This is a genomic window from Streptomyces sp. JW3, from assembly GCF_052216785.1.
In the GTDB taxonomy this organism is placed as follows: domain Bacteria; phylum Actinomycetota; class Actinomycetes; order Streptomycetales; family Streptomycetaceae; genus Streptomyces.
In genome coordinates this window covers 47,927-71,204 of the sequence record NZ_JBQOUX010000023.1, presented here as the reverse complement: position 1 = coordinate 71,204, position 23,278 = coordinate 47,927, and the positions used below count along the sequence as shown (strand labels likewise).

Genomic DNA, 23,278 nt, shown 5'->3' with positions numbered 1-23,278 from the left:
CCCCGCGCCCCTAGGGAGCTGTCGCTCCCGGTGTGCTGAAAGTGAGGTGGCCGGCCTCGGCGTCCACCGTCACCCGGCCGCCCTCCGCCACCCGGCCGTCCAGCAGCAGGCGGGACAGTTCGTTGTCCACCTCGCGCTGGATGGTGCGGCGCAGGGGGCGGGCGCCGTACTCGGGCTGGTAGCCGCGTGCGGCCAGCCAGTCCACCGCGGCGTCGGTGAAGTCGACCGTGATGCCCTGGGCGCTGACCATCCGCCGGGTCTGGTCCAGGAGCAGGCTGGTGATCTGCCGCAGCTGCTCGCCGGTGAGCTGGCGGAAGACGACGATCTCGTCGATCCGGTTGAGGAACTCCGGCCGGAAGTGCTCGCGCAGGGGCCGCAGTACTTGTTCGCGCCGGGCCTCCTCGTCGGCCTCGGAGCCGCCCGCGCCGAACCCCAGGGTGGCACCGCGCCGGTTGATCACGTCGGAGCCGAGGTTGCTGGTCATCACGACCACGGTGTTGGTGAAGTCGACCGTGCGGCCCTGGGAGTCGGTCAGCCGTCCGTCGTCCAGGACCTGGAGGAGGATGTTGAAGACGTCCGGGTGCGCCTTCTCCACCTCGTCCAGCAGCAGCAGTGAGTACGGGTGGCGGCGGACCACCTCGGTGAGCTGGCCGGCCTCCTCGTGGCCGACGTACCCGGGCGGGGCGCCGACCAGGCGGCTGACCGTGTGCCGTTCCTGGTACTCGCTCATGTCCAGGCGCACCATCCGGTCCTCGCTGCCGAACAGGGCCTCGGCGAGCGCGCGGGCCAGTTCGGTCTTGCCGACGCCGGTCGGGCCGAGGAAGAGGAAACTGCCGATCGGCCGGTCCGGGCTGGCGAGGCCGGCGCGGGAGCGCAGTACCGCGTCGGACACCACCCGGACCGCCTCGTCCTGGCCGACGACCCGCTCGTGCAGATGCTGCTCCAGGCCGAGCAGCCGGTCCTTCTCCTCCTGGGTGAGGCTGCTGACCGGGATGCCGGTCTGCCGGGACACCACCTCGGCGATGGACTCGGTGCAGACGACCAGGTTCTGGCCCTCGTCGGCCTGGCCGTCACCGGCCGCCTCCGCGATCCGCTGCTTCAGCTCCACGATCCGGTCCCGCAACTGCGTGGCCTGCTCGTACTGTTCGTCCGCGACCGCCTGGTCCTTGTCCCGCACCAGTTGCTCGACCTCGCGCTCCAGCGTGCGTACGTCGGTGCCCTTGGTGCGGGCCCGCAGCCGGACCCGGGCGCCGGCCTGGTCGATCAGGTCGATGGCCTTGTCCGGCAGCCGCCGGTCGGTGAGGTAGCGGTCCGACATCTCCACCGCCGCCACCAGCGCCTCGTCGGTGTAACGGACCTGGTGGTGGGCCTCGTAGCGGTCGCGCAGGCCGCGCAGGATCTCGATGGCGTCCGCCGGGGTCGGCTCGGGCACCAGGATCGGCTGGAAGCGGCGGGCCAGCGCCGCGTCCTTCTCGATCCGGCGGTACTCCTCCAAAGTCGTGGCGCCCACGATGTGCAGCTCGCCGCGGGCCAGGGCCGGCTTGAGGATGTTGCCGGCGTCCATCGAGCCGCCCTCGCCGCCACCGCCCGCGCCGACCACCGTGTGCAGTTCGTCGATGAAGATGATCAGGTGGTCGGAGTTGGCGCGGATCTCGCCGACGATGGTGTTCAGCCGCTCCTCGAAGTCGCCCCGGTAGCGGGTGCCGGCCACCACGCCGGTCAGGTCCAGGGCGACCACCCGGCGGCCGATCAGCACGTCCGGGACGTCCCCGTCGGCGATCCGCTGGGCCAGCCCCTCCACGATGGCGGTCTTGCCGACGCCCGCGTCACCGATCAGCACCGGGTTGTTCTTGCCCCGCCGGGAGAGCACCTCCACGGTCTGCTCGATCTCGTCGTCCCGCCCGATCACCGGGTCGATCCGGCCCTGCTGGGCCAGTTCGGTGAGGTCGCGGCCGTACTTGTCGAGGGTCGGGGTGTTGGCGGTCCGCTGGCCCTCGGCGGTCCGGGTCTGGGTGGCCTCCGGGGTCTCCGGGGGCAGCGCGGAGGGCGCGAAGCGGGCCGCGTTCAGGATGTGCCCGGCCGCCGAGTCCGGGTTGGCGGCGAGCGCGCTGAGCACGTGCTCCGGGCCGATGTAGCCGGTGCCGGAGGCGCGGGCCAGCTCGTGCGCGTCCAGCAGGGCCCGCTTGACCGCCGGGGTCAGGGAGAGGGACGTGGGCGGCGGGGCCTCGCCGGGCTTGTGCTGCACCGGCCCGGTCCGCTCGTCGATCTGCGACGCCATCGAGTCGGGGTCGGCACCGGCCCGGCTGAGCAGACTGCGGGTCGGCTCGGTGGTGAGCGCGGAACGCAGCAGATGCTCGGTGTCCAGATCCCGGCTGCCGTGCTCGGCGGCGTACTGGGCCGCGCCCCGGACCAGCTCACGGGCGGGCTGGCTGAGCAGCCGGCCGATGTCGATCTGGCGGGGACCCTGGCGCGGGCCGCCGAAGAAACGGGCGAAGAACTCCGCGAAGGGGTCGTACCCTTCCGGTCCGCTGAAGCCGCTGGTCATGGCCTTCCCATCCGGCGTCCCCGCGCCGGTCCGGGACGCCTTCGCTGGTCGACGTGCCGGGGTCGGGTAACCCGGAGGGGCGCCGGTCACACACCGGGGCGTGCTGTGCGACCACCCTGGCACGGCGCGCGGCGGGCGGCATCTCCAGTGCTCGGCGAGGAGTACCCCTCCTCCAGGAAGGCGTCCATCACGGCCCAGCTCGCTCACCGGTGCCTCCCAGGGCAGCCACTCCGCCGAGGTGCTGCGGAACCGGTACTCCCGCTCCGAACCGTCGCCCCCGCGACCTGCGATCAGCTTCGAAGGCCAACAAATACGGACCGGCCGCATCCGCCGGGACCGGTATTAGAATGACGGCATGGTACGCACTCCCCTCACCCCCGAAGAGCGCGAACGCGGCGAGCGGCTGGGGCGGCTGCTGCGGGAGGCGCGCGGCGGTCGCAGCATGCCCGAGATCGCCGCCGCCGCCGGCGTCTCCGCCGAGACCCTGCGCAAGATCGAGACCGGCCGGGCGCCGACCCCGGCCTTCTTCACGGTCGCCGCGCTGGCCCGGGCGCTCGGCCTGTCGCTGGACACCCTGGCCCAGTGGTGCGGGCCCGCCGCGGCGGCGACCGGGCACCCGGAGAACGGCGGCGGAAAACTCCCCGTAGTCGCGGCGTAACACGGCTGGTGTTCCCTACGGACCGGACCGGAGTGCTCCAGTCGGTCGGAGTCCGGGGGGAGTCGACGCATGGCCGTGGAACAACTGCCCGCTGCGGTGGGCCGGTTCGCGCACTACCTGACCGGGCTGCTGGCCCGGCTGGACCGGGGCGGCGGCTGGTACGCCGTCTTCTGGCAGCGCGACCCCGACGGGATGCGGGCCTGTCTCGACGGGCGTGAGGTGCCGCCCTGGGACGTGGTGGAGGCGCTGCTGCGGGACCTCGGCGCGCGGTACGCCCCGGCGACCGCCGCCGCCGAGCGGAACCGGGCCCAGTCCCTGCACACCGCCGCGCTCGCCGCGTACGACACCCGGCCGGGGGGCCGGGACGCGCTCGGCGACCGGCTCGCCCTGATGCTCCGCGAGCAGCGGCACGCCGCCGACCGGGCGGCGGAACTGAGCCGGCGCCTCGCCGCCGCCCCGACCCGCGAGGCGGCCGACGCCCTGCGCCGCGAGCTGGCCTGGACCCGCGACGACCAGGAACGGGCCACCGCCCGGGTGGCGGAACTGCGCGGCCGGCTGGCCCGCGTGACCCGGCCGACCGGCGCGGAGTCCTGGGCGGAACCTTCCTGGAGCGAGCACGAGCACGAGCACCGGGGCGCCGCGGGACGGCAGCAGGCCGACGGCCCTGCTGCCGCCCCCACCGGGCCTGCTGGCGCCGGGCCCGCCCCCGGCACGCCCAGCCCCGTCGCCGCCGCCCCCAGCGCCGCCTCCGCCCCCACCCCCCACACCAGGAAACGCAAGCGCGGCGGTGCCCGTTTCGCCGGGATGGCCGAGGAGGGCACCGCCCCCCTCGCCGTACCCGTCGTACCGACCGCACCCGAAGCCTCCGGACCGCCCGGACCCCACGAGCCCCCCGCTCCCACCCCCCGCGGCGCCCGTTTCGCCGGGGCCGGCGCGGCGGAGCCCGGCGGGACCGGCGGGGAAGGGCCCGGGGCGGCCGACCGGCACGCGGTCGCCGAAGCGGTGCGGCGGCTGGCGTATCTGCGCCGCACGGGACGCAGCGGCGAGGCGCACGGGCTGCTGGCCGAGGCCGCGCAGTGGCCCGCCGTACGCCTGCCCCTGTTCGCCGACGCGCTGCGGGACGCCGGGCTCGGCGCGGACTGGGCCACGCTGCTCTGGGAGGCCGCCGCGCTGCCCGCGGACCGGCTGGTCGATGCCGCCGACGCGCTGGCCGGGGCGGGCCGCGAGCACGACGCCGAGCAGATGCTGCGGCAGGGCGTCGTACGGCCGGCCGACGAGATCGGCCGGGGCGTCCTCGGCCTGGTCGACGCCGGCCGGCACCGCGCGGCCCGGGTGCTGCTCGGCGCCTACGTCCGGGTCCGCACCCCCGAACAGGCCGCGCGCAGCGTCGCCCCCGACCCGCCGCGGCTGGTCCCGCTGCTGCTCGAAGCCGCCCTCGGCGTCGGCGACGAACGGCACTGGGATCTCGTCCACGCCCTGCGGGTGGCCGGACTGGCGGGCTGACCGGGCCGGACCGTGCTGACCTGCCGGGGAGCCCGCTCGTCCACCGGAGTGTGAAACCCGATCGACATCACGCCTTGACGACGATGGTCTTGGCAAGCTCGTCCAGGGGGCCTACTTTCGTCCTTCTACGGCCTGTTCTACGGGCGTAGAGGCTCTGACGTCGCGTCGAAGGAGCAGCTCATGGCCAACGTCGTACGTGCCGCTCTGGTCCAGGCCACCTGGACCGGGGACACCGAGTCCATGGTGGCGAAACACGAGGAGCACGCCCGCGAGGCGGCCCGCCGGGGCGCGCGGATCATCGGGTTCCAGGAAGTCTTCAACGCCCCCTACTTCTGCCAGGTCCAGGACCCCGAGCACTACCGCTGGGCCGAACCCGTCCCCGACGGCCCCACCGTGCGCCGGATGCGGGATCTCGCCCGGGAGACCGGCATGGTCGTCGTCGCCCCCGTCTTCGAGGTCGAGCAGTCCGGCTTCTACTACAACACCGCCGCCGTGATCGACGCCGACGGCACCGTCCTCGGCACCTACCGCAAGCATCACATCCCGCAGGTGCACGGCTTCTGGGAGAAGTACTACTTCCGGCCCGGCAACCTCGGCTGGCCGGTCTTCGACACCGCCGTGGGCCGGGTCGGCGTCTACATCTGCTACGACCGGCACTTCCCGGAGGGCTGGCGGCAACTCGGCCTCAACGGCGCCCAGTTGGTGTACAACCCGTCCGCCACCCACCGCGGCCTCTCGGCCCACCTGTGGCGGCTGGAGCAGCCCGCGGCGGCGGTCGCCAACGAGTACTTCGTCGCCGCCATCAACCGCGTCGGCCAGGAGGAGTACGGCGACAACGACTTCTACGGCACCTCCTACTTCGTCGACCCGCGCGGCCAGTTCGTCGGTGACACCGCCAGCGACAGCAAGGAGGAACTGGTCGTCCGCGACCTCGACTTCGGCCTTGTCGAACAGGTGCGGCAGCAGTGGGCCTTCTACCGCGACCGCCGCCCCGACGCCTACGAGGGGCTGGTGCGGCCGTGACCCACGACCTGCTGGGCCGCCACCGGGCCGTGCTGCCCGACTGGCTTGCCCTGTACTACGAGGACCCCCTGGAGATCACCCACGGCGAGGGCCGGCACGTGTGGGACGCGGCCGGCAACCGCTACCTGGACTTCTTCGGCGGCATCCTCACCACCATGACCGCGCACGCCCTGCCCGAGGTCACCAAGGCGGTCGCCGAACAGGCCGGCCGGCTCCTGCACTCCTCCACCCTCTACCTCAACCGGCCGATGGTCGAACTCGCCGAGCGGATCGCCAAGGTGAGCGGCATCCCCGACGCCCGGGTCTTCTTCACCACCTCCGGCACCGAGGCCAACGACACCGCCCTGCTGCTGGCGACGGCGTACCGGCGCGGCGACACGGTCCTGGCGATGCGCAACAGCTACCACGGCCGGTCCTTCGCCACCGTCGGCATCACCGGCAACCGCGGCTGGTCACCCACCTCCCTCTCCCCGCTCCAGACCCTCTACGTGCACGGCGGCGTCCGCACCCGGGGCCCCTACGCGCACCTGGCCGACCGGGAGTTCATCGCCGCGTGCGTCGGTGACCTGACGGACCTGCTCGGCCACACCCGCCCGCCGGCCGCGCTGATCGCCGAACCCGTGCAGGGCGTCGGCGGGTTCACCTCCCCGCCGGACGGCCTGTACGCCGCCTTCCGCGAGGTGCTGCGCGAGCGCGGCATCCTGTGGATCTCCGACGAGGTGCAGACCGGCTGGGGCCGCACCGGCGACCACTTCTGGGGCTGGCAGGCGCACGGCCGGAGCGGCCCGCCCGACCTCGTGACGTTCGCCAAGGGCATCGGCAACGGCATGTCCATCGGTGGCGTCATCGCCCGCGCCGAGATCATGAACTGTCTGGACGCGGGCAGCATCTCCACCTTCGGCGGCACCCAGATCACCATGGCGGCCGGTCTCGCCAACCTCGGCTACCTCCTCGAACACGACCTCCAGGGCAACGCCCGCCGGGTCGGCGGACTGCTCATCGAGCGGCTGCGGGCCGTCGCCGCCCGGGTGCCGCACGTCCGCGAGGTGCGCGGCCGGGGCCTGATGATCGGCGTCGAGCTGACCCGGCCCGGCACCGACGAGGCCGACCCGCGGGCCGCCTCGGCGGTACTGGAGGAGGCCCGGGCCGGCGGACTGCTGATCGGCAAGGGCGGCGGCCACGACACCAGCGCGCTGCGCATCGCCCCGCCGCTCACCCTGACCGTCGCGGAGGCCGAGGAGGGCGCCGCGATCCTGGAACGCGCGCTCAGCAGTCTGTAAGCGCCCGGCCCTGCGAGAGGGAACCGCATGAGCAGCAGCAGCCGTACCGTCGTCCGCGGCGGCCTCGTCGTCACCGCCGCCGACGAAGTGCGTGCCGACGTCCTGATCGAGGACGGCCGGATCGCCGCCCTCGCCGCCACCGGCACCCCGGCCGCCGAGGCGTTCACCGCCGACCGGGTGCTGGACGCCACCGGCAAGTACGTCATCCCGGGCGGCGTCGACGCCCACACCCACATGGAGATGCCGTTCGGCGGCACCTTCGCCGCCGATACCTTCGAGACCGGCACCCGGGCCGCCGCCTGGGGCGGCACCACCACGATCGTCGACTTCGCCATCCAGTCCAAGGGCGGCTCGCTGCGCGCGGGCCTGGACGCCTGGCACGCCAAGGCGGAGGGCAACTGCGCGATCGACTACGGCTTCCACATGATCGTCTCCGATGTGCACGAGGAGACGCTGAAGGAGATGGACCTGCTGGTGGGGGAGGGGGTGACCTCGTTCAAGCAGTTCATGGCCTACCCGGGGGTCTTCTACTCCGACGACGGCCAGATCCTGCGCGCCATGCAGCGCGCCGCCGACAACGGCGGCCTGATCATGATGCACGCCGAGAACGGCATCGCCATCGACGTCCTGGTGCAGCAGGCCCTGGCCCGCGGCGAGACCGACCCCCGCTTCCACGGCGAGGTCCGCAAGGCTCTCCTCGAAGCCGAGGCCACCCACCGCGCGATCCGCCTCGCCCAGGTCGCCGGGGCACCGCTGTACGTCGTGCACGTCTCGGCGGTGGAGGCGGTCGCGGAACTGGCCCGGGCCCGCGACGAGGGGCTGCCGGTCTTCGGCGAGACCTGCCCGCAGTACCTCTTCCTGTCCACCGACAACCTCGCCGAGCCGGACTTCGAGGGCGCCAAGTACGTGTGCAGTACGCCGCTTCGGCCGCGCGAGCACCAGGCGGCGCTGTGGCGGGGGCTGCGCACCGACGACCTCCAGGTGGTCTCCACCGACCACTGCCCGTTCTGCTTCACCGGCCAGAAGGAACGGGGCCGCGGCGACTTCTCCAAGATCCCCAACGGGCTGCCGGGCGTGGAGAACCGGATGGACCTGCTGCACCAGGCCGTGGTCGACGGGCACATCTCGCGCCGCCGCTGGATCGAGATCGCCTGCGCCGCGCCGGCCCGGATGTTCGGCCTGTACGGCAGGAAGGGCACCATCGCGCCGGGCGCGGACGCCGACATCGTGCTCTACGACCCGGACGCCGATCAGGTCGTCTCCGCCGCCACCCACCACATGAACGTCGACTACTCGGCGTACGAGGGCAGGCGGATCACCGGCCGGGTCGACACCGTCCTCTCGCGCGGCGAGCCGGTCATCACCGAGCGCGAGTACACCGGACGCAAGGGCCACGGCGTCTACACCCCGCGCTCCACCTGCCAGTACCTGAACTAGGAGCCGCGCCCATGGATTTCGGACTCGTCCTGCAGACCGACCCACCGGCCGCCCGGGTCATCAGCCTGATGAAACGGGCGGAACGCCATGGCTTCCGCTACGGCTGGACCTTCGACTCCGCCGTGCTGTGGCAGGAGCCGTTCGTCATCTACAGCCAGATCCTCGCCAACACCCAGAAGCTGAAGGTCGGCCCGATGGTCACCAACCCGGGCACCCGTACCTGGGAGGTGACCGCCTCCACCTTCGCCACCCTCAACGACATGTACGGCAACCGCACCGTCTGCGGCATCGGCCGCGGCGACTCCGCGATGCGGGTGGCCGGCCGCCCGCCGAACACCCTGGCCCGGCTCAGCGACGCCATGCGGGTGATCCGGGCGCTGGGCAGCGGAGCGGAGGCCGACCTCGGCGGCGGCACGGTGGTCCGGTTCCCGTGGATCGGGCCCGGCGCCGAACTCCCGGTCTGGATGGCCGGGTACGGGCCGAAGGCCCTGAAGCTGGCCGGCGAGGAGGCCGACGGCTTCATTCTCCAGCTCGCCGACCTCTACCTCACCGAGTACCTGGTCAAGGCGGTGAAGGCCGCGGCGGTGGCGGCCGGCCGCGACCCGGCCGAGGTCACCGTGTGCGTCGCCGCGCCCGCCTACGTCACCGCGGACGACTCGCCCGCCGCCCTCGCCCACGCCCGCGAGCAGTGCCGCTGGTTCGGCGGCATGGTCGGCAACCACGTGGCCGACCTGGTCGCCAGGTACGGCGAGCACTCCGCCGCCGTACCCGCCGAACTCACCGCCTACATCAAGGCCCGCGACGGCTACGACTACGCCCACCACGGCCGCAGCGACAACCCGGACACCGCCTTCGTGCCGGACGAGATCGTCGACCGGTTCTGCCTGATCGGACCGGCCGAGCGGCACATCGAGAAACTGACCGCGCTGCGCGCCCTCGGCGTCGACCAGTTCGCCCTCTACGCCATGCACGACGCCCGGGAATCCGTCATCGACGCCTACGGCTCCCAGGTGATCCCGGCCGTCAACGGCTGACCTCCCCCGGCCCACCGGCCCCGTATCCGCCCTGCCCCCCACCGCCCCACCACCGGTCCCGCACCCGCACGGCCTCTCCCGTCCCCTCGCCCGATTGGCCTGCCCATGACCGACACCGCTCCCATACCCGCCCCCGTCCCCACCGGCGCCGTCGAACTGCCGCCCGACGCCTACCCGGCCGGCAGCCGCTACGCCAACGACGACCTGCGTCCCGTCCCGCTCGCCGAGCGCCGCTGGACCACGTACAACTTCGTGGCCCTGTGGATCGGCATGGCCCACTGCATCCCGTCCTGGACGCTGGCCTCCGGGCTGGTGGCGCTGGGCATGGACTGGAAGCAGGCGGTGCTGACCATCGGGCTGGCCAACGTCATCGTGCTGCTGCCGATGCTGCTGACCGGCCACGCCGGACCGAAGTACGGCATCCCCTTCCCGGTGCTGGCCCGCGCCTCGTTCGGCGTCCGGGGCGCCAATCTGCCCGCGCTGCTGCGGGCGGCGGTGGCCTGCTGCTGGTTCGGCATCCAGACCTGGATCGGCGGCCAGGGCATCTTCGTGCTGCTCGGCAAGATCTTCGGCGGCTGGGCGGACGCCGGGAAGGTCGGCGGCTACCCGTGGACCCTGTGGCTGTGCTTCCTGGTCTTCTGGGTGATCGAACTCGCCCTGATTTACCGGGGAATGGAGACGCTGCGCCGGTTCGAGAACTGGGCCGCCCCGTTCGTCCTGGTCGGCGCGGTGGTGCTGCTGGTCTGGATCGCCGGCAAGGCGGGCGGCTTCGGGCCGCTGCTGCACGAGCCGTCGAAGGTCGGTTGGGGCGCCGACTTCTGGAAGGTCTTCTTCCCCGGCCTGATGGGCATGATCGGCTTCTGGTCGACGCTGTCCCTGAACATCCCCGACTTCACCCGCTTCGGCAAGGGCCAGCGGGCGCAGGTGTGGGGGCAGACCCTCGGCCTGCCCACCACCATGACCCTGTTCGCGCTGATGTCGGTGCTGGTCACCTCCGGTTCGCAGCAGGTGTACGGCGCGGCGATCTGGGACCCGGTCGAGCTGGCCGGCAAGACCGACAACGTGTTCGGTCTGCTCTTCGCGCTGATCACCGTGTTCGTGGCGACGATCTCCGTCAACGTCGCCGCCAACGTCGTCTCACCCGCCTACGACCTGGCCAACCTCGCGCCGAAGCGCGTCACCTTCCGCACCGGCGCGATCATCACCGGGGTGCTCGGTGTCGTCGTCATGCCGTGGAAGCTGACCTCGACGCCCGAGCTGTACATCTTCACCTGGCTCGGTGTGGTCGGCGGTCTGCTCGGCACCGTCGCCGGCATTCTGATCGCCGACTACTGGATCGTCCGGCGCACCGAACTGCACCTGGCCGACCTGTATGTCGCGCACGGACGGTACTGGTACGCGGGCGGCTGGAACTGGCGGGCCGTCGCCGCGTTCGTGGCCGGCGGGCTGCTCGCCGTGGGCGGCTCGTACTCGACCCTGGACGCGGCCGGGAACAAGGCGGGCCCGTTCCCCGTGGACGGCCTGATCCCGTTCCTCCAGCCACTCGCCGACTACGGCTGGGCCGTCGGACTCGGCACCTCCCTCGCCGTCTACCTCGCGCTGACGGCCGGCGGCCGGCGCGCGGCGGGTCAGCCCTGACCGTCCGCCAAGGAGGCCACGGCCTCCTTGGCGGCCTTGATGGCACCCTTGTTGATCGTGTCCGTGTCCGGTGCCTTCTTCGACTCGAAGTCGCTGCCGTTGTAGGTGATGACCACCAGCGCGTTGGCGGCCCGGACCACCACCGTGCCCTCCCGGGTCTGCTGCTTGTCCTCGGTGGTGAGGTTGACGACGGAGTACGCCGCGTCGCCGAGCCCCTCGACCGCGCCGCCGCCGCTCTTGTCGGTGATCCGCTCCTGGTACGTCTTCGCGGCCGCCTCGTCGGACTCCGTCACCTCGAAGGACACGTCGAGCCAGCGGTAGTCGTACCCCTTGAGCGCGTTCCACGAGCAGGTGCGGCGCACCTCGGCGTCGGTGGAGGCGATCTCCTTGCCGGCCGTCTTGGCGCCCGGCACCAGCGAGGTGATCGTCTTCTTGGCCAGGCTCGCGCAGGGATCGGGGGCACTGGCGTACGTCTTCGTCGCCGCCCGGGTGGCGGACGCGGAGGCGGTCGGTGTGCCGGAGGCGGTCGCCGTCGCCTCGGGTTTGGCGGCCGAGGTGGTGTCGGACGGCGACGACAGCACCCAGCCCGCCGTGGCGAGCACGGCGACCGGGGCCAGGCGCGCGGTGAGGGCGAGCGGCAGGGGGAGCGAGGACACGGCGCACTTCTCGTGGGGGACGGTGCGGAGGGGTCCGCACAGCGGACGGGACGCCAGTCTCACACGTCTCCCTGTGGGGCGGAAGGGTGAACTCGCTCCGTGCCCGCGCGGTGACGCAGACAGCCCCGCACGGACCGTCAGGGGCGACGAGCGACCGCCGCCCGCGACGTCAACTCCCGTTGCCGCCCGGCCCGTTCGACGTCGCCTCCTGCCTGCGGTGTGTCTCGTCGATCGTCGCCATGTGCCGCTCGGCCCAGGCGCGCAGCGCGGACAGCGGCTCCTCCAGGGAGCGGCCGAGGCCGGTCAGCCGGTAGTGCACGGCGGGCGGCACGGTCGGCTCCACCCGGCGTTCCACCAGGCCGTCGCCGACCAGGCCGCGCAGGGTGACGGAGAGCATCTTCTGCGAGATGCCCGGCATCCGGCGCCGCAGGTCCGCGAAACGCACCTCACCGGGGGCCGCGTCGGCGAGCACCTTGATCGCCATCGAGGTCCACTTGGTGCCGATGCGGTCCAGCAACTGCCGGGTCGGGCACAGCGGATCGAAGAGGTCACCGCGCCGGGACGTGGTCACGCCGGGCTCACCACCTGTCGGGAAAGTGCCGTCTGGGAAACCCGATGGTAGTTCCCTACGGTTGCCATGTCTCCTTTGGTTACCGCCCGCCACCTCTCACTTCCTGGAGCCCGACATGCCCGAGCTGCGCCGAATCACCGTCAACGGAGTGGAGCTGAACGTGGCCCTGGCCGGCAGCGGACCGCCCGTCCTGCTGCTGCACGGCTTCCCGCACACCTGGGAGCTGTGGCGGGAGGTGCTGGCCGGCCTCGCCGACCGGTACACGGTCATCGCGCCCGACCTGCGGGGCTTCGGGGCCAGCGGCCCGGCCGCCGCCGGGTACGACGCCGGCACGCTGGCCGAGGACGCCGCCGCCCTGCTGGCGGCACTCGGCGCGACCGGCGCCGCGGTGGCCGGCATCGACGCCGGTGCGCCCCCGGCGTTCCTGCTGGCCATGCGCCGCCCGGACCTGGTGCGCCGGCTGGTCCTCATGGAGTCCCTGATCGGCCGGCTGCCCGGCGCCGAGGACTTCCTCGCGCACGGCGCCCCGTGGTGGTTCGGCTTCCACCGCGTGCCCGGACTGGCGGAAGCGGTCCTGGCGGGCAACGAGGCCCGGTACGTCGACTTCTTCCTCACCTCGGGCACCCTCGGCGACGGCGTGCCGGCCGACGTACGGGACCGCTTCGTGCACGCCTACACCGGACGCGACGCGCTGCGCCGGGCCTTCTCCTCCTACCGCGCGCTGGACGAGAGCGCGGCCCAGATCGAACAGGCCGTCGCCACCGCCCGGCTGACCGTGCCGACCCTGGCGATCGGCGCGCACCCGGTCGGCGCCGCGCTGGAACGCCAGCTCCGTCCGGTCACCGACGACCTCACCGGCCGGATCGTCGAGGACTGCGGCCACATCATCCCGCTGCACCGCCCGCGGCGGCTGCTCGCCCTCCTGCGCCCGTTCCTGGCGGGTCACCCCGTGCCACCGGACCGGAGGGGTGCTTGATCACTCGTCCAAGTGGCCGGTCAGGCGGCGTCGTTTCCGGTGACGAAGTCGGTCAGCGCGGCGGCGACGGCGGCGGGTTGTTCATCGGGGATGAAGTGGCCCGATTCCGGCACGACGATCCCGGTGGCGCGGTCGGCCCACGGCCCGAGGGAGGCCGCCATGTCGGGGATGGAGCCGTGGCTGCCGGAGATGCCGAGCAGCGGGAGTTCCAGGCGCTGGCGTTCCAGCGCTTCGTGGTTCCGCCGTGCCGACTCGGCGGCGTCCCGGTAGTAGGCCAGCGAGGCACGGAGACCGCCGTCGGCGGCCACCGACGCGGCGTACCGCTCGATCTCGGCGTCGTCGAAGGTGTCGGCGGCGAGGGTCTTGGCCTTCAGGAACCAGCCGACGTACTCCCGTTCGCGGCCGGCGAGCAGTGTCTCGGGCAGCTCGGGCACCAGGTGGAAGGCGAAGTGCCAGGTCTTCCAGGCCCGCGCCGGGTCGGTCGGAATGGCGTCGGGGAGGGTGATGCCCGGGATGCCGGCGTCCAGCAGCGCCAGGCCGCGCAACCGGCTCCGGTACTTCAGGGCGAGGGAGAAGGCGACCCAGGCGCCGATGTCGTGGGCGACCAGCCAGTAGGCCGGGACGCCGAGCGCCTCGACCGCGGCGTGCACGTGCGCGGCGACCGTGTGCGTGTCGTAGCTGATGTCCGGGCGTTCGGAGTGGCCCTGGCCCGGCAGGTCGATCGCGATCACGTGGAACCGGCCGGCCAGGCTCGGCATCACCTTGCGCCATGCCCACCAGGTCTGCGGGAACCCGGCGAGCAGCACGACGGGCGGCCCGTCCGGCCGGCCGCCCTCAACCGCGTGCAGCCGGACGCCGCCCGCGTCGACCCAACGGTGGGTGAAACCGGCCAGGTCGGGCAGTGGCAGGCCGCGGACCGGGTTGCCGGGGACGCGGGGGGTGTGCGCGGGGTCGGCCATGACTTTCCTCCACTGGTGTCAGGTGTGCGTGCGCGTGCCGGTCGATCCGGTGCGCCGGGGCCGGCCGGGGGCGAGGCCCACGAGCGCGGCGGGCATGGCTGCACCCTAACCCATCTTGAACTGGTTAGTTCAAGATGGGTATGGTGGTCTCCACCGAGAAGGCCGGGAAGGCCGGGTAAGCCGGGAAGGCCGACAGGAGGGAGGCACGGCATGGCGGGCAAGAAGCAGTTCGACGTCGCCGCGGCGCTCGATGCCGCGATGGTCCAGTTCTGGCGGGCCGGTTACGCGGACACGTCGGTGGACGACCTGTCCCGGGCGACCGGGCTCAACCGCAGCTCCATCTACTCCTCCCTCGGCGACAAGGACACGCTCTTCCTGCGCTGCCTGGAGCGGTACACCACGCGCTACGGAGACAAGTACGACGCCGCGCTGTCCTGCGCCGCCGACCGGCCGCTGGCGGCCGCGCGGGCGTTCTTCGACATCACCCTGGAACGCATCGCGGACCCCCGCCTGCCCGACGGCTGCCTGGTGGCCCAGACCGTCATGGCCACCCCGGTGCTGAGCGCGGGCGTCGCGGCCCGGGCGCGGGAGGCGATCGGCTTCCAGCACGCCCGGCTGCGCACCGCGCTGACGGCCGGCCGGCTGCCCGACGCGGCGGCCGAGTCCTTCGCGGCCCACCTCGCGGCCGTGAACCAGTCCCTCGCCGTCATGAGCAGGGCCGGAACCAGTACGGAGCAGTTGCGCGCCGTCGTCGACGTGACCCTCGACGCACTCGCGCGGGCTCTCGGCGCGAGCGACTGAGGTGCCGGCGGTCAGGGCACCCGGGCGGTCCACTCCGGACTGCTGAACTTGGTCTCGGCGAGCTCCTTGGCGCGGGCCATCTCCTCGGCGGTGACGTGGCCTTCGGTCAGCCCGTAGCGGTTGCGGAAGGAGGTCAGCATCCGGTCGATGACGGCTTCGCGGGGCAGGCCGGTCTGGCGGCGCAGGGGGTCGACGCGCTTCTTGGCGCTCCTGGTGCCCTTGTCCGACATCTTCTCCTTGCCGATGCGGAGGACCTCCAGCATCTTGTCGGCGTCGATGTCGTAGCTCATGGTGACGTGGTGCAGGACGGCGCCGGGGCCGTCGTCGGTGGCGACCATGCGCTTCTGGGCGGCGCCGCCGATCTTGCCGGCGTCGGTGGCGATGTCGTTGAGGGGCTGGTACCAGGCCTTGATGCCCATGTCGGCGAAGGCGCCGAGCACCCAGTCGTCCAGGTAGGCGTAGGACTCGGCGAAGGACAGGCCGGAGACCAGCGGGGCGGGCACGGACAGCGAGTAGGTGATGCTGTTCCCGACCTCCACGAACATGGCACCACCACCGGAGACGCGGCGCACGACGGTGATGCCGTGCCGGGCGGCGCCCTCCGGGTCGACCTCGTTGCGCAGCGACTGGAAGCTGCCGATGATCACCGCGGGCCCGCCCCATTCCCAGACCCGCAGGGTGGGGCCCCGGCGGCCGGCGGCGACCTCGGCGGTGAGGACCTCGTCGAGGGCCATGTGCAGGGCGGGGGACTGGGGGGCGTCGTGGACGAGCTGCCAGTCGTAGTCGGTCCAGTCCGTCGCCCTGGCCAGGGCGCGGCGCACCGCCACGGCCACGCCCTGAGACGTGAGGCCGTACATGACGGTGCCCTCGGGCAGGGCGGCGTCGACGCGGGCGGCGAGGCCGGCGGCGTCGGTCTCGGCCGGGGCGCCTTCGAGGGCCTGGTCGATGGCGAGCAGGGCCTCGTCCGGCTCCAGGAAGAAGTCGCCCGACACCCGGACGTCACGGAGCGCGCCGTCGGCCACGTCGAGATCGACGACGACCAGCTTGCCGCCCGGGACCTTGTACTCCCCGTGCATCTTTCCTCCACGTGCCGTTTTCCCGATCAACGGTAACTCGCCCGCACACCGGCCCGGCGGGCACCGAGGGCTCCCGGGCGCACCCGGTGTTCGTCCCGATTCCACCCGGTGCACACCGCCCGGGAGGGGATTGTCAGTGCCGCGTGCTCTCATGGAGGCATGATCGAGAACAACGAAACCATCGACGAGTTTCTCGCCCGGCACGCCGACGACGTGGAGGAGGCCGTCCGCAAGGCGGCCGCGCAGGAGGTGATGCCGCGCTGGCGCCGGCTCGCCGCGCACGAGGTCGACCAGAAGGCCGGACCGCACGACCTGGTGACGGATGCCGACCGCGACGCCGAGCAGTACCTCACCGAGGCCCTGATCGCCCTGCTCCCCGGCTCGGTCGTGGTCGGCGAGGAGGCGGTGCACGCCAACCCGGCCAGCTACGACGCGGTGCGCGGCGACGCGCCGGTGTGGATCGTCGACCCCGTCGACGGCACCCGGCAGTTCGTCCATGGCGACAGCGGCTTCTGCACCCTGGTCGCCCTCGCCCAGCACGGCGAGCTGCTCGCCTCCTGGACCCACGCGCCCGCCCGCGACCAGTTCGCCACGGCGATACGCGGCCGGGGCGCCTTCCTGGACGGCGAGCGGCTGTCCGCCGGTCCGCCCGAGCCCGGCCGGGACCTGCGGATCGCCACCTCCCACCCGGACTTCACCACCGACGAGCAGAAGCGCGTCCTGCGCGCCCTCGACGCCCCGGGCCTGGCGCCGCGCCCCTGCGGCTCGGCCGGTCTGGAGTACCTGGCCATCGCCCGCGGCGAACTGGACGCCACCGTCTTCGGCTGGGAGGCCGCCTGGGACCACGCGGCGGGGCTGCTGCTGGTCGAGGAGGCCGGCGGCACGCACCTGACCCTGACCGGCGAGCCGTTCCGCGTCACGGGCGGCAACGACCTGCCGTTCACCGCGGCCCGCGACGCGGCCACGGCCCGCCGCATCATCGCGGTGCTGTCCGGCGGCGCGGGCTGACGGGACAATGCCTCGGTTGGCCCGGTGGGTCTGTGTCCGGATCGGCCCGGTGGCCCGTGTCCTGATCGGCCCGGTAGTCCGAGCCCTGGCTGGGCCCGCGGTCGGTGACGCGGCCACGGCCCGCCGCATCATCGCGGTGCTGTCCGGTGGCGCGGGCTGACGGGACAACGCCCCGGCCGGCCCGGTGGGCCTGCGTCCTGACCGGCCCGGTGACCCGACCTCCCGGTCGGCCCGGTAGCCCGAGCCCCGGTCGGCCCGAGGCTTGGGCCGGTCGGGACGGGGCTCGGGCCGGTCGGCCCGGGGCAGTGGGCACCGGTGGCCGGAGCCCGTGAAGGCACGGGGCCTATCCTGGTCCGAGTGGCCATCGGCTGACGAATGGGGTCCGAGGTGCCGTCGATGCTCGATGCGGTCGTGGTGGGTGCGGGGCCGAACGGGCTGACCGCTGCCGTGGAGCTGGCCCGGCGCGGCTTCTCCGTCGCCGTCTTCGAGGCCCGGAGCACCGTGGGCGGCGGTGCCCGCACCGAGGAGCTGACCCTGCCCGGCTTCCGGCACGACCCCTGCGCCGCGGCCCACCCCCTCGCGATCAACTCACCGGCCTTCCGCGCCCTGCCGCTGGACCGCTACGGCCTCCAGTGGCTGCACGCCGGCCTGCCGATGGCCCACCCGGCCCTGGACGGTTCGGCCGCCGTGCTCTCCCGCTCGGTGGGGGAGACCGCCGCCTCCCTGGGGCCGCGCGACGCGGGCACCTACCGCAGACTGGTCGAACCCTTCCTGCCGCACTGGGACACGCTGGTCCGGGACTTCATGTCGCTGCCGCTGACCGCGCTGCCCCGCGACCCGGTCACGCTCGCCCGGTTCGGCCTCACCGGCCTGCCCCCGTCGACCTGGCTGATGCGCCGTTTCCACGACGAGAAGGCCAAGACCCTGCTGGCCGGGCTCGTCGCACACGTCATGGCACCGCTCGGCGGCCTCGCCACCTCCGCCATCGGCCTGGTCTTCCTCCTCGCCGCCCACGCCCGCGGCTGGCCGGTGGCCCGCGGCGGCTCCCAGGCGATCTCCGACGCCCTCACCGCCCACCTCACCGACCTCGGCGGCACCGTGCACACCGACTACGAGGTCAAGCGGCTGGACGACCTGCCGCCCGCCCGCGCCTACGTCTTCGACACCTCGCCCACCGCGCTGGCCCGCATCGCCGGCTTCGGCCGGGCCTACGACGGCTACCGGTACGGCCCCGGCGTCTTCAAGATCGACTACGCGCTGGACGGCCCCGTCCCGTGGACCGCGCCCGAGGCCCGGATCGCCGGGACCGTGCAGGTCGGCGCGGACTGCGCCGAGATCGGCACCGCCCTGCACGACGTCTCCCGGGCCGGCCGCGCCCCCGAGCGGCCGTTCCTGATCACCGTGCAGCCGAGCGTCGCCGACCCCACCCGCGCCCCGCGGGGCAAGCACGTCTTCTGGGCGTACGGCCATGTCCCGAGCGGCTGGACCGGCGACCTCACCGACGTGATCGAACGCCAACTGGAGCGGTTCGCGCCCGGCTTCCGCGACCGCGTCCTGGCCCGCGCCACCGCCGGCCCGCCCGAACTGGCCGCCCGCAACGCCAACTACGTCGGCGGCGACATCGCCTCCGGCGCGGTCTCCGGCCTCCAGACGCTGCTCCGCCCCAAGCTGTCCCTCTTCCCGTACGCCACCCCGCACCCGGCCGTCTTCATCTGCTCCTCGGCGACCCCGCCCGGCCCCGGGGTGCACGGCATGTCGGGGCACAACGCGGCGAAGGCCGTCTGGCGCCGGCTGCGGCAGCCATGACCCGCATCACCCTGGTCCGGGGCGACCTCACCCGCGAGCACGCCGACGCGATCGTCAACGCGGCCAACTCCTCGCTGCTCGGCGGCGGCGGCGTCGACGGAGCCATCCACCGCCGCGGCGGCCCGGCGATCCTCGACGCCTGCCGCGACCTGCGCGCCTCGCGGTACGGCAGCGGTCTGCCCACGGGGCAGGCGGTCGCCACCACCGCGGGCGAGCTGGACGCCCGTTGGGTGATCCACACCGTCGGCCCGGTCTGGTCCGCCGCCGAGGACCGCTCCGGCCTGCTCGCCTCCTGCCACCGCCAGTGCCTGCGGGTCGCCGACGAACTGGGCGCCCGTACCGTGGCGTTCCCGGCCATCTCCACCGGTGTGTACCGCTGGCCGGTGCCGGACGCGGCGCGGATCGCCCTGGCGGCGGTGCGGGACGCGGACACCGAGGTGGCGGAGGTCCGGTTCGTGCTCTTCGACGACCGGGCGCACGCCGCGTTCGCCGCCGAACTCGGCCGGCCGGGGCGCTCAGCGGCCGGGGGCCCGGGGAACGCGTAGCCGGAAGCACGCGCCGAGGGTCCGGGGAGCGAGGGTGAGGGTGCCTTGGTGGCGGTGGGCCAGGTCGCGGGCGATGGCGAGGCCCAGGCCGGTGCCGCCGTGGTCGCGGGAGCGGGCGTCGTCGAGCCGGACGAAGCGTTCGAAGACGCGCTCGGCGTCCTCGGCGGGCACGCCCGGTCCGTCGTCGTGCACGGTGAGGACGACCCAGCCGTCCTCGCCGCGGACGGTGATCTGGACGCGGTGTGCGGCGTGCCGGACGGCGTTGTCGACGAGGTTGCGCAGCAGCCGTTCGTACGCGTCGACGTTCCCGTGCACGGGGGCGGGGCCGGTGCTGTCGCAGGTGAGGGCCAACGGCCGCCCGGTGAGCGGGTATTGCTCGGCGAGCCGGGCGGCGAGGGCGGTTAGGTCGACGGTGTCGGGGCCGGCCGCGGGGGTGCGGGTGTCGAGGCGGGCCAGGAGCAGCAGGTCCTCGGTGAGGGCCTGGAGGCGGCGGGTCTGCCGTGCGGCGGTGGTGGCCGCGGCGGGCCAGTCGGTGCGGTCCGGGTAGGCGAGCGCGACTTCCAGGCTGGCCAGCAGCGTGGTGAGGGGGCTGCGCAGTTCGTGGGCGGCGTCCGCGACGAAGCGGCGCTGCTGGGCGGCGGCGTTGTCGAGGCGCTGCAGGGTGGTGTTGATGGTGGTGGCCAGGGCGGTGATCTCGTGTCCCGTGGCGGGGACGGTGACGCGTTCGCGCGGGTCGTCGGCGGTGACCGAGGCGGTGAGGACACGGATGGCCTCGACCGGCCGCAACGCGATCCGGACGGCGAAGTAGGCGACGACGGCGATCAGCAGGAGGCCGACGAGCCCGGCCCGCAGCAGCACCCGGTCGGTGGTCGCGGTGATCGCCTCGGCCGTGTGCGGGAGTACCACCACGTAGACCCGCAGCCCGGCGTCGGCGGCGACGCCCAGCGCGGCGGCTTCGTCGCCGCTCAGTCGACCGGCGTCGATATCGGTGGACAGGACGGTGTAGGTCCCGCCGGCCATGTGGAGCCTGTCCCTGGAGCCGTCGTCGCGGCGCACCGGTATGCGCAGCGGGCGGATCAACAGCACCTCGGGCTGCGTGGCCTCGGACGGGGCGGGCAGCACATGGCGGGTGCCGGGATCGAAGTCCTCCATGCCGCCGCCGAAGGAGACCGCGCCGCGGCGGCCGGTCGCGACCACCTCGAACGGCGCACCGCCGCCTCTGCGCCGGGGCACCACACCCGCGTTCAGCTGATCGGCGAGCGCCCAGACCTGCGTCTCGGCCTGCTTCTCGGCGATCCGGGTGCCCTGACGGTAGACGTCGTGGTGCACCCACCAGCCGATGCCGGCCAGGACGACGGCGGTGGCCGCGGCGGCGGCCAGGGCGGTGCGGGCCCGTACCGAACGCGGCCACCAGCGGCGTCGCGGCTCAGTCGCGGTCACGGTCGTCCACCAGTCGGTAGCCGGTACCCCGTACGGTCTGCAGGGACTGCCGGTGGAACGCGGTGTCCACCTTCTTGCGCAGGGCGCTGACCCGCGCCTCCACCAGGTTGGGGTCCTGGGCCTCGTCGGGCCAGGCGTGGTAGAGCAGGTCCGTCTTGGAGACCGCCTGGCCCGCCCGGCGGGCCAGCAGCTCCAGCACGGCGAACTCCCGGGGGGTGAGGTCCACCCGGGCCCCGGCCCGGCGGCAGACCCGGCCGGCCACGTCCAGCGAGAGGTCGCCCACGGCGAGGACCGGCGGGGCGAGGGCGGCGGCCCGTCTGACCAGGGCCCGCAGCCGGGCCACGAGCACCACGTAGGAGAAGGGTTTGGCCAGGTAGTCGTCGGCCCCCGTGTCCAGCGCCTCGGCCTGGTCCCACTCCCCGTCCTTGGCGGTCAGGACCAGGATGGGGGTCGCGTTGCCCTCCCGGCGCAGTTGGGCGCAGACCTTGTAGCCGTTCAGTCCGGGCAGCATCAAGTCCAGTACGACCAGGGCGTATTCGCCGGTCCGGGCCATCCACAGGCCCTGCCGGCCGTCATGGGCGAGGTCGACGCTGTAGCCCTCGGCGGTCAGGCCGGTGTGCAGGGTATGGGCGAGGTCCACCTCGTCTTCGACCACCAGGACGCGCATGCGGTGCAGCCTCGCACAGCGCCGGCCCGCCTTCCTGATCGGCCGGTCAGGTTGGATCAGCATCCGGTCAACGAGGTCCCGGCACGCTGGCGCGGTCTGCTCGCCCCCGCTGAAAGGCCCTGCCGCCGATGTCCCTCGACCAACGTGCCCCCACCGTGGCCAGGACGGTCCCCCCTCCCGCAGCCACCCGCCGGCGATTCCCGAACCCGGCCGGGACCGCCGTCGTCATCGCCCCCCTGCTGCTCACCCTGGCGCTGGGGCTTTGGGGCATCCGCAGGCGGAACACCATGTGGGGAGACGAGTCCGTCACCGCTCAGCTCGCGCGCCGCGACCTGTCCCAGATATGGCACACCGCCCAGCACATCGACCTGGTCCATGCCCTCCACTACGCCGTGATGCATGAGCTCTTCGGTCTCTTCGGCACCGGGCTGCTGACGTTGCGGCTGCCGTCCGTGCTGGCCATGTCCGTGGCGGCGAGCGGCGTCGGCCTGCTGGGACTGCGGCTGGCCGGCCCCCGGGCCGGACTGCTGGCCGGGCTGGTGTTCGCGCTCCTTCCCCAGGTGCAGAAGTACGCGCAGGAAGGCCGCTCGTACGCCATGGTCTGCGCCCTGGTCACCTGGGCCGGCTACGCACTCGTGACCGGCGTGGCGCGGCGCGCCCGGTGGCGGTGGGCGGTCTACGGCGCCACCATGCTGCTGGCCTGTCTGCTCCACGAGTTCGCGGTCCTCGCCCTGGTCGCCCACGGGGTCACCCTGCTCGTCTCCCGGGTGCCACGACCGGTGCTGACGGCATGGAGCGCGGCCGCGGCGGGCGTCGTGGCCGGGCTGCTGCCGCTGGCGATCCGCAGCGCGGGGCAGTCGGAGCAGGTGTCCTGGATCGTCGGACCGGTGCGGTTCCGCTACTTCCTGGTGGTGGCGGTCCTGGGCCTGGTGTGTGCCCGGGCGCCGCTGCGGACGCGGGGGCCGGTGCGGCTCGCCGTGCTGGCCCTGCCTCTTCTGGTGCTCCCCGGCCTGCTGCTGCTGATCACCTCACCCGTCAAGCCGCTCTTCGTCGACCGGTACGTGCTCTACGGCAATATCGGCGCCGCCCTGCTGCTGGGCGCCTGGATGGACTGCTTCCTCCGGCTGCGGCGCTCCTCGCGCTACGCGTGGCTCGCGGCGGCCGCCGCACTGGCCGCGCTCGTCCAGCCGAGCCTGGCGCTGCGGACGCCGCAGAGCCGGAGCAACGACGTCACCGCCATCGGCGCCGCCGTCCGCGAGGCGGGCCGCCCCGGCGACGGGCTGCTCTATCTCTCCGGGCAGCACCGCATCCTCACCGCGGCCAACCCCGAGGACACCCGCGGGCTGACCGATCTCGCCCTGGCCCGGGACCCCGTCTCGTCCAACACGCTGGCCGGGGTCGAACTGCCCGCCCAGGACATCGCGGCCCGGATGCTGGACTTCGACCGGATCGTCGCGGTCCGCGCGGTGGGTGTGCGCTGGCCGGCCGACCCGCGGGAGGCGGCGAAGACCAGCACCCTGCGCCGCCACTTCCACGAGTACCGGACGATCCGGGTCAACGGGGCGCGGATCACCGTCTATGTCCGGGACCACGCCCTCTCGCCGGGGGGATGAGGTGACGGGTGCGGAGGTGACAGGTGCGCAGGCGCCGGGTTT

20 protein-coding genes are annotated in these 23,278 nt (G+C 73.4%); 13 read left to right on the top strand and 7 right to left on the bottom strand.

The features are described from left to right. Positions 1-10: 10 nt before the first annotated feature. Positions 11-2,545, bottom strand: a complete 2,535-nt coding sequence (locus tag ACTT8P_RS12760; RefSeq protein ID WP_442831718.1) for an ATP-dependent Clp protease ATP-binding subunit — start codon at positions 2,543-2,545, stop codon at positions 11-13. Between the two features lie 355 nt (positions 2,546-2,900). Here ACTT8P_RS12760 and ACTT8P_RS12755 point away from each other — a divergent pair, with 355 nt between their 5' ends. The 7 genes from ACTT8P_RS12755 (at position 2,901) to ACTT8P_RS12725 (ending at position 11,118) form a co-directional block, all read left to right on the top strand. Further along, the gene (locus ACTT8P_RS12755; RefSeq protein WP_442831717.1) at positions 2,901-3,203 is read left to right on the top strand and encodes a helix-turn-helix domain-containing protein; all 303 of its coding nucleotides are present in this window, start codon (positions 2,901-2,903) and stop codon (positions 3,201-3,203) included. 69 nt (positions 3,204-3,272) lie between these two features. Continuing rightward, a complete protein-coding gene (locus ACTT8P_RS12750) occupies positions 3,273-4,706 on the top strand; it encodes a hypothetical protein (protein ID WP_442831716.1) in 1,434 nt (477 codons plus the stop codon). 180 nt (positions 4,707-4,886) lie between these two features. Continuing rightward, entirely contained in the window at positions 4,887-5,729 is an 843-nt protein-coding gene (locus ACTT8P_RS12745) for a nitrilase-related carbon-nitrogen hydrolase (RefSeq protein WP_442831715.1), read from the top strand. After that, positions 5,726-7,009 (top strand): aspartate aminotransferase family protein, encoded by a 1,284-nt coding sequence (locus ACTT8P_RS12740; protein ID WP_442831714.1) that lies wholly within the window; start codon positions 5,726-5,728, stop codon positions 7,007-7,009. The genes ACTT8P_RS12745 and ACTT8P_RS12740 overlap by 4 nt, the downstream gene beginning before the upstream one ends. 27 nt (positions 7,010-7,036) lie before the next feature. After that, positions 7,037-8,446, top strand: a complete 1,410-nt coding sequence (gene hydA, locus ACTT8P_RS12735) for a dihydropyrimidinase (RefSeq protein ID WP_442831713.1) — start codon at positions 7,037-7,039, stop codon at positions 8,444-8,446. Positions 8,447-8,457: 11 nt separating this feature from the next. Next, positions 8,458-9,480, top strand: a complete 1,023-nt coding sequence (locus tag ACTT8P_RS12730) for a TIGR03842 family LLM class F420-dependent oxidoreductase (RefSeq protein WP_442831712.1) — start codon at positions 8,458-8,460, stop codon at positions 9,478-9,480. A 105-nt stretch (positions 9,481-9,585) separates the two neighbouring features. Beyond that, positions 9,586-11,118: an NCS1 family nucleobase:cation symporter-1 gene (locus ACTT8P_RS12725; protein ID WP_442831711.1), complete on the top strand. Its 1,533-nt coding sequence runs from the start codon at positions 9,586-9,588 to the stop codon at positions 11,116-11,118. Here ACTT8P_RS12725 and ACTT8P_RS12720 read toward each other — a convergent pair. Both ACTT8P_RS12720 and ACTT8P_RS12715 read right to left on the bottom strand, forming a co-directional pair. Further along, positions 11,109-11,774, bottom strand: a complete 666-nt coding sequence (locus ACTT8P_RS12720) for a hypothetical protein (protein ID WP_442831710.1) — start codon at positions 11,772-11,774, stop codon at positions 11,109-11,111. The genes ACTT8P_RS12725 and ACTT8P_RS12720 overlap by 10 nt on opposite strands. A gap of 169 nt (positions 11,775-11,943) precedes the next feature. Next, positions 11,944-12,345: a winged helix-turn-helix transcriptional regulator gene (locus ACTT8P_RS12715; protein ID WP_442831709.1), complete on the bottom strand. Its 402-nt coding sequence runs from the start codon at positions 12,343-12,345 to the stop codon at positions 11,944-11,946. Between the two features lie 115 nt (positions 12,346-12,460). Between ACTT8P_RS12715 and ACTT8P_RS12710 the strand changes: the two genes are divergently transcribed. Further along, a complete protein-coding gene (locus ACTT8P_RS12710; protein ID WP_442831708.1) occupies positions 12,461-13,321 on the top strand; it encodes an alpha/beta fold hydrolase in 861 nt (286 codons plus the stop codon). 20 nt (positions 13,322-13,341) lie between these two features. Here ACTT8P_RS12710 and ACTT8P_RS12705 read toward each other — a convergent pair whose 3' ends face one another. Beyond that, positions 13,342-14,280, bottom strand: a complete 939-nt coding sequence (locus ACTT8P_RS12705; protein ID WP_442831707.1) for an alpha/beta fold hydrolase — start codon at positions 14,278-14,280, stop codon at positions 13,342-13,344. A gap of 210 nt (positions 14,281-14,490) precedes the next feature. On the opposite strand from ACTT8P_RS12705, the gene ACTT8P_RS12700 reads away from it, so the two are divergent. Beyond that, positions 14,491-15,081 carry a TetR/AcrR family transcriptional regulator gene (locus tag ACTT8P_RS12700; RefSeq protein WP_442831706.1) on the top strand — a complete coding sequence of 197 codons (591 nt, stop codon included), beginning with the start codon at positions 14,491-14,493 and terminating at the stop codon, positions 15,079-15,081. Between the two features lie 11 nt (positions 15,082-15,092). Here the strand turns inward: ACTT8P_RS12700 and ACTT8P_RS12695 are convergent, their stop codons facing one another. Further along, positions 15,093-16,157, bottom strand: coding sequence for a lipoate--protein ligase family protein (locus ACTT8P_RS12695; RefSeq protein ID WP_442831705.1), 1,065 nt, complete (start codon positions 16,155-16,157; stop codon positions 15,093-15,095). Between the two features lie 159 nt (positions 16,158-16,316). Here ACTT8P_RS12695 and ACTT8P_RS12690 point away from each other — a divergent pair, with 159 nt between their 5' ends. From ACTT8P_RS12690 to ACTT8P_RS12680, 3 genes are all read left to right on the top strand, one after another. After that, positions 16,317-17,165 (top strand): inositol monophosphatase family protein, encoded by an 849-nt coding sequence (locus ACTT8P_RS12690; RefSeq protein WP_442831704.1) that lies wholly within the window; start codon positions 16,317-16,319, stop codon positions 17,163-17,165. Positions 17,166-17,561: 396 nt separating this feature from the next. After that, positions 17,562-18,971 (top strand): phytoene desaturase family protein, encoded by a 1,410-nt coding sequence (locus tag ACTT8P_RS12685; protein WP_442831703.1) that lies wholly within the window; start codon positions 17,562-17,564, stop codon positions 18,969-18,971. Then, positions 18,968-19,516 carry an O-acetyl-ADP-ribose deacetylase gene (locus tag ACTT8P_RS12680; RefSeq protein WP_442831702.1) on the top strand — a complete coding sequence of 183 codons (549 nt, stop codon included), beginning with the start codon at positions 18,968-18,970 and terminating at the stop codon, positions 19,514-19,516. The genes ACTT8P_RS12685 and ACTT8P_RS12680 overlap by 4 nt, the downstream gene beginning before the upstream one ends. Here the strand turns inward: ACTT8P_RS12680 and ACTT8P_RS12675 are convergent. Together ACTT8P_RS12675 and ACTT8P_RS12670 are read right to left on the bottom strand one after the other, a co-directional pair. After that, entirely contained in the window at positions 19,487-20,956 is a 1,470-nt protein-coding gene (locus ACTT8P_RS12675; RefSeq protein ID WP_442831701.1) for a sensor histidine kinase, read from the bottom strand. The two genes, ACTT8P_RS12680 and ACTT8P_RS12675, sit on opposite strands and share 30 nt — an antisense overlap. Beyond that, positions 20,943-21,623 (bottom strand): response regulator transcription factor, encoded by a 681-nt coding sequence (locus ACTT8P_RS12670; protein ID WP_442831700.1) that lies wholly within the window; start codon positions 21,621-21,623, stop codon positions 20,943-20,945. Before ACTT8P_RS12670 ends, ACTT8P_RS12675 begins: the two co-directional genes overlap by 14 nt. Before the next feature lie 128 nt (positions 21,624-21,751). On the opposite strand from ACTT8P_RS12670, the gene ACTT8P_RS12665 reads away from it, so the two are divergent. Next, positions 21,752-23,236, top strand: coding sequence for a glycosyltransferase family 39 protein (locus ACTT8P_RS12665; RefSeq protein ID WP_442831699.1), 1,485 nt, complete (start codon positions 21,752-21,754; stop codon positions 23,234-23,236). Positions 23,237-23,278 lie beyond the last annotated feature (42 nt).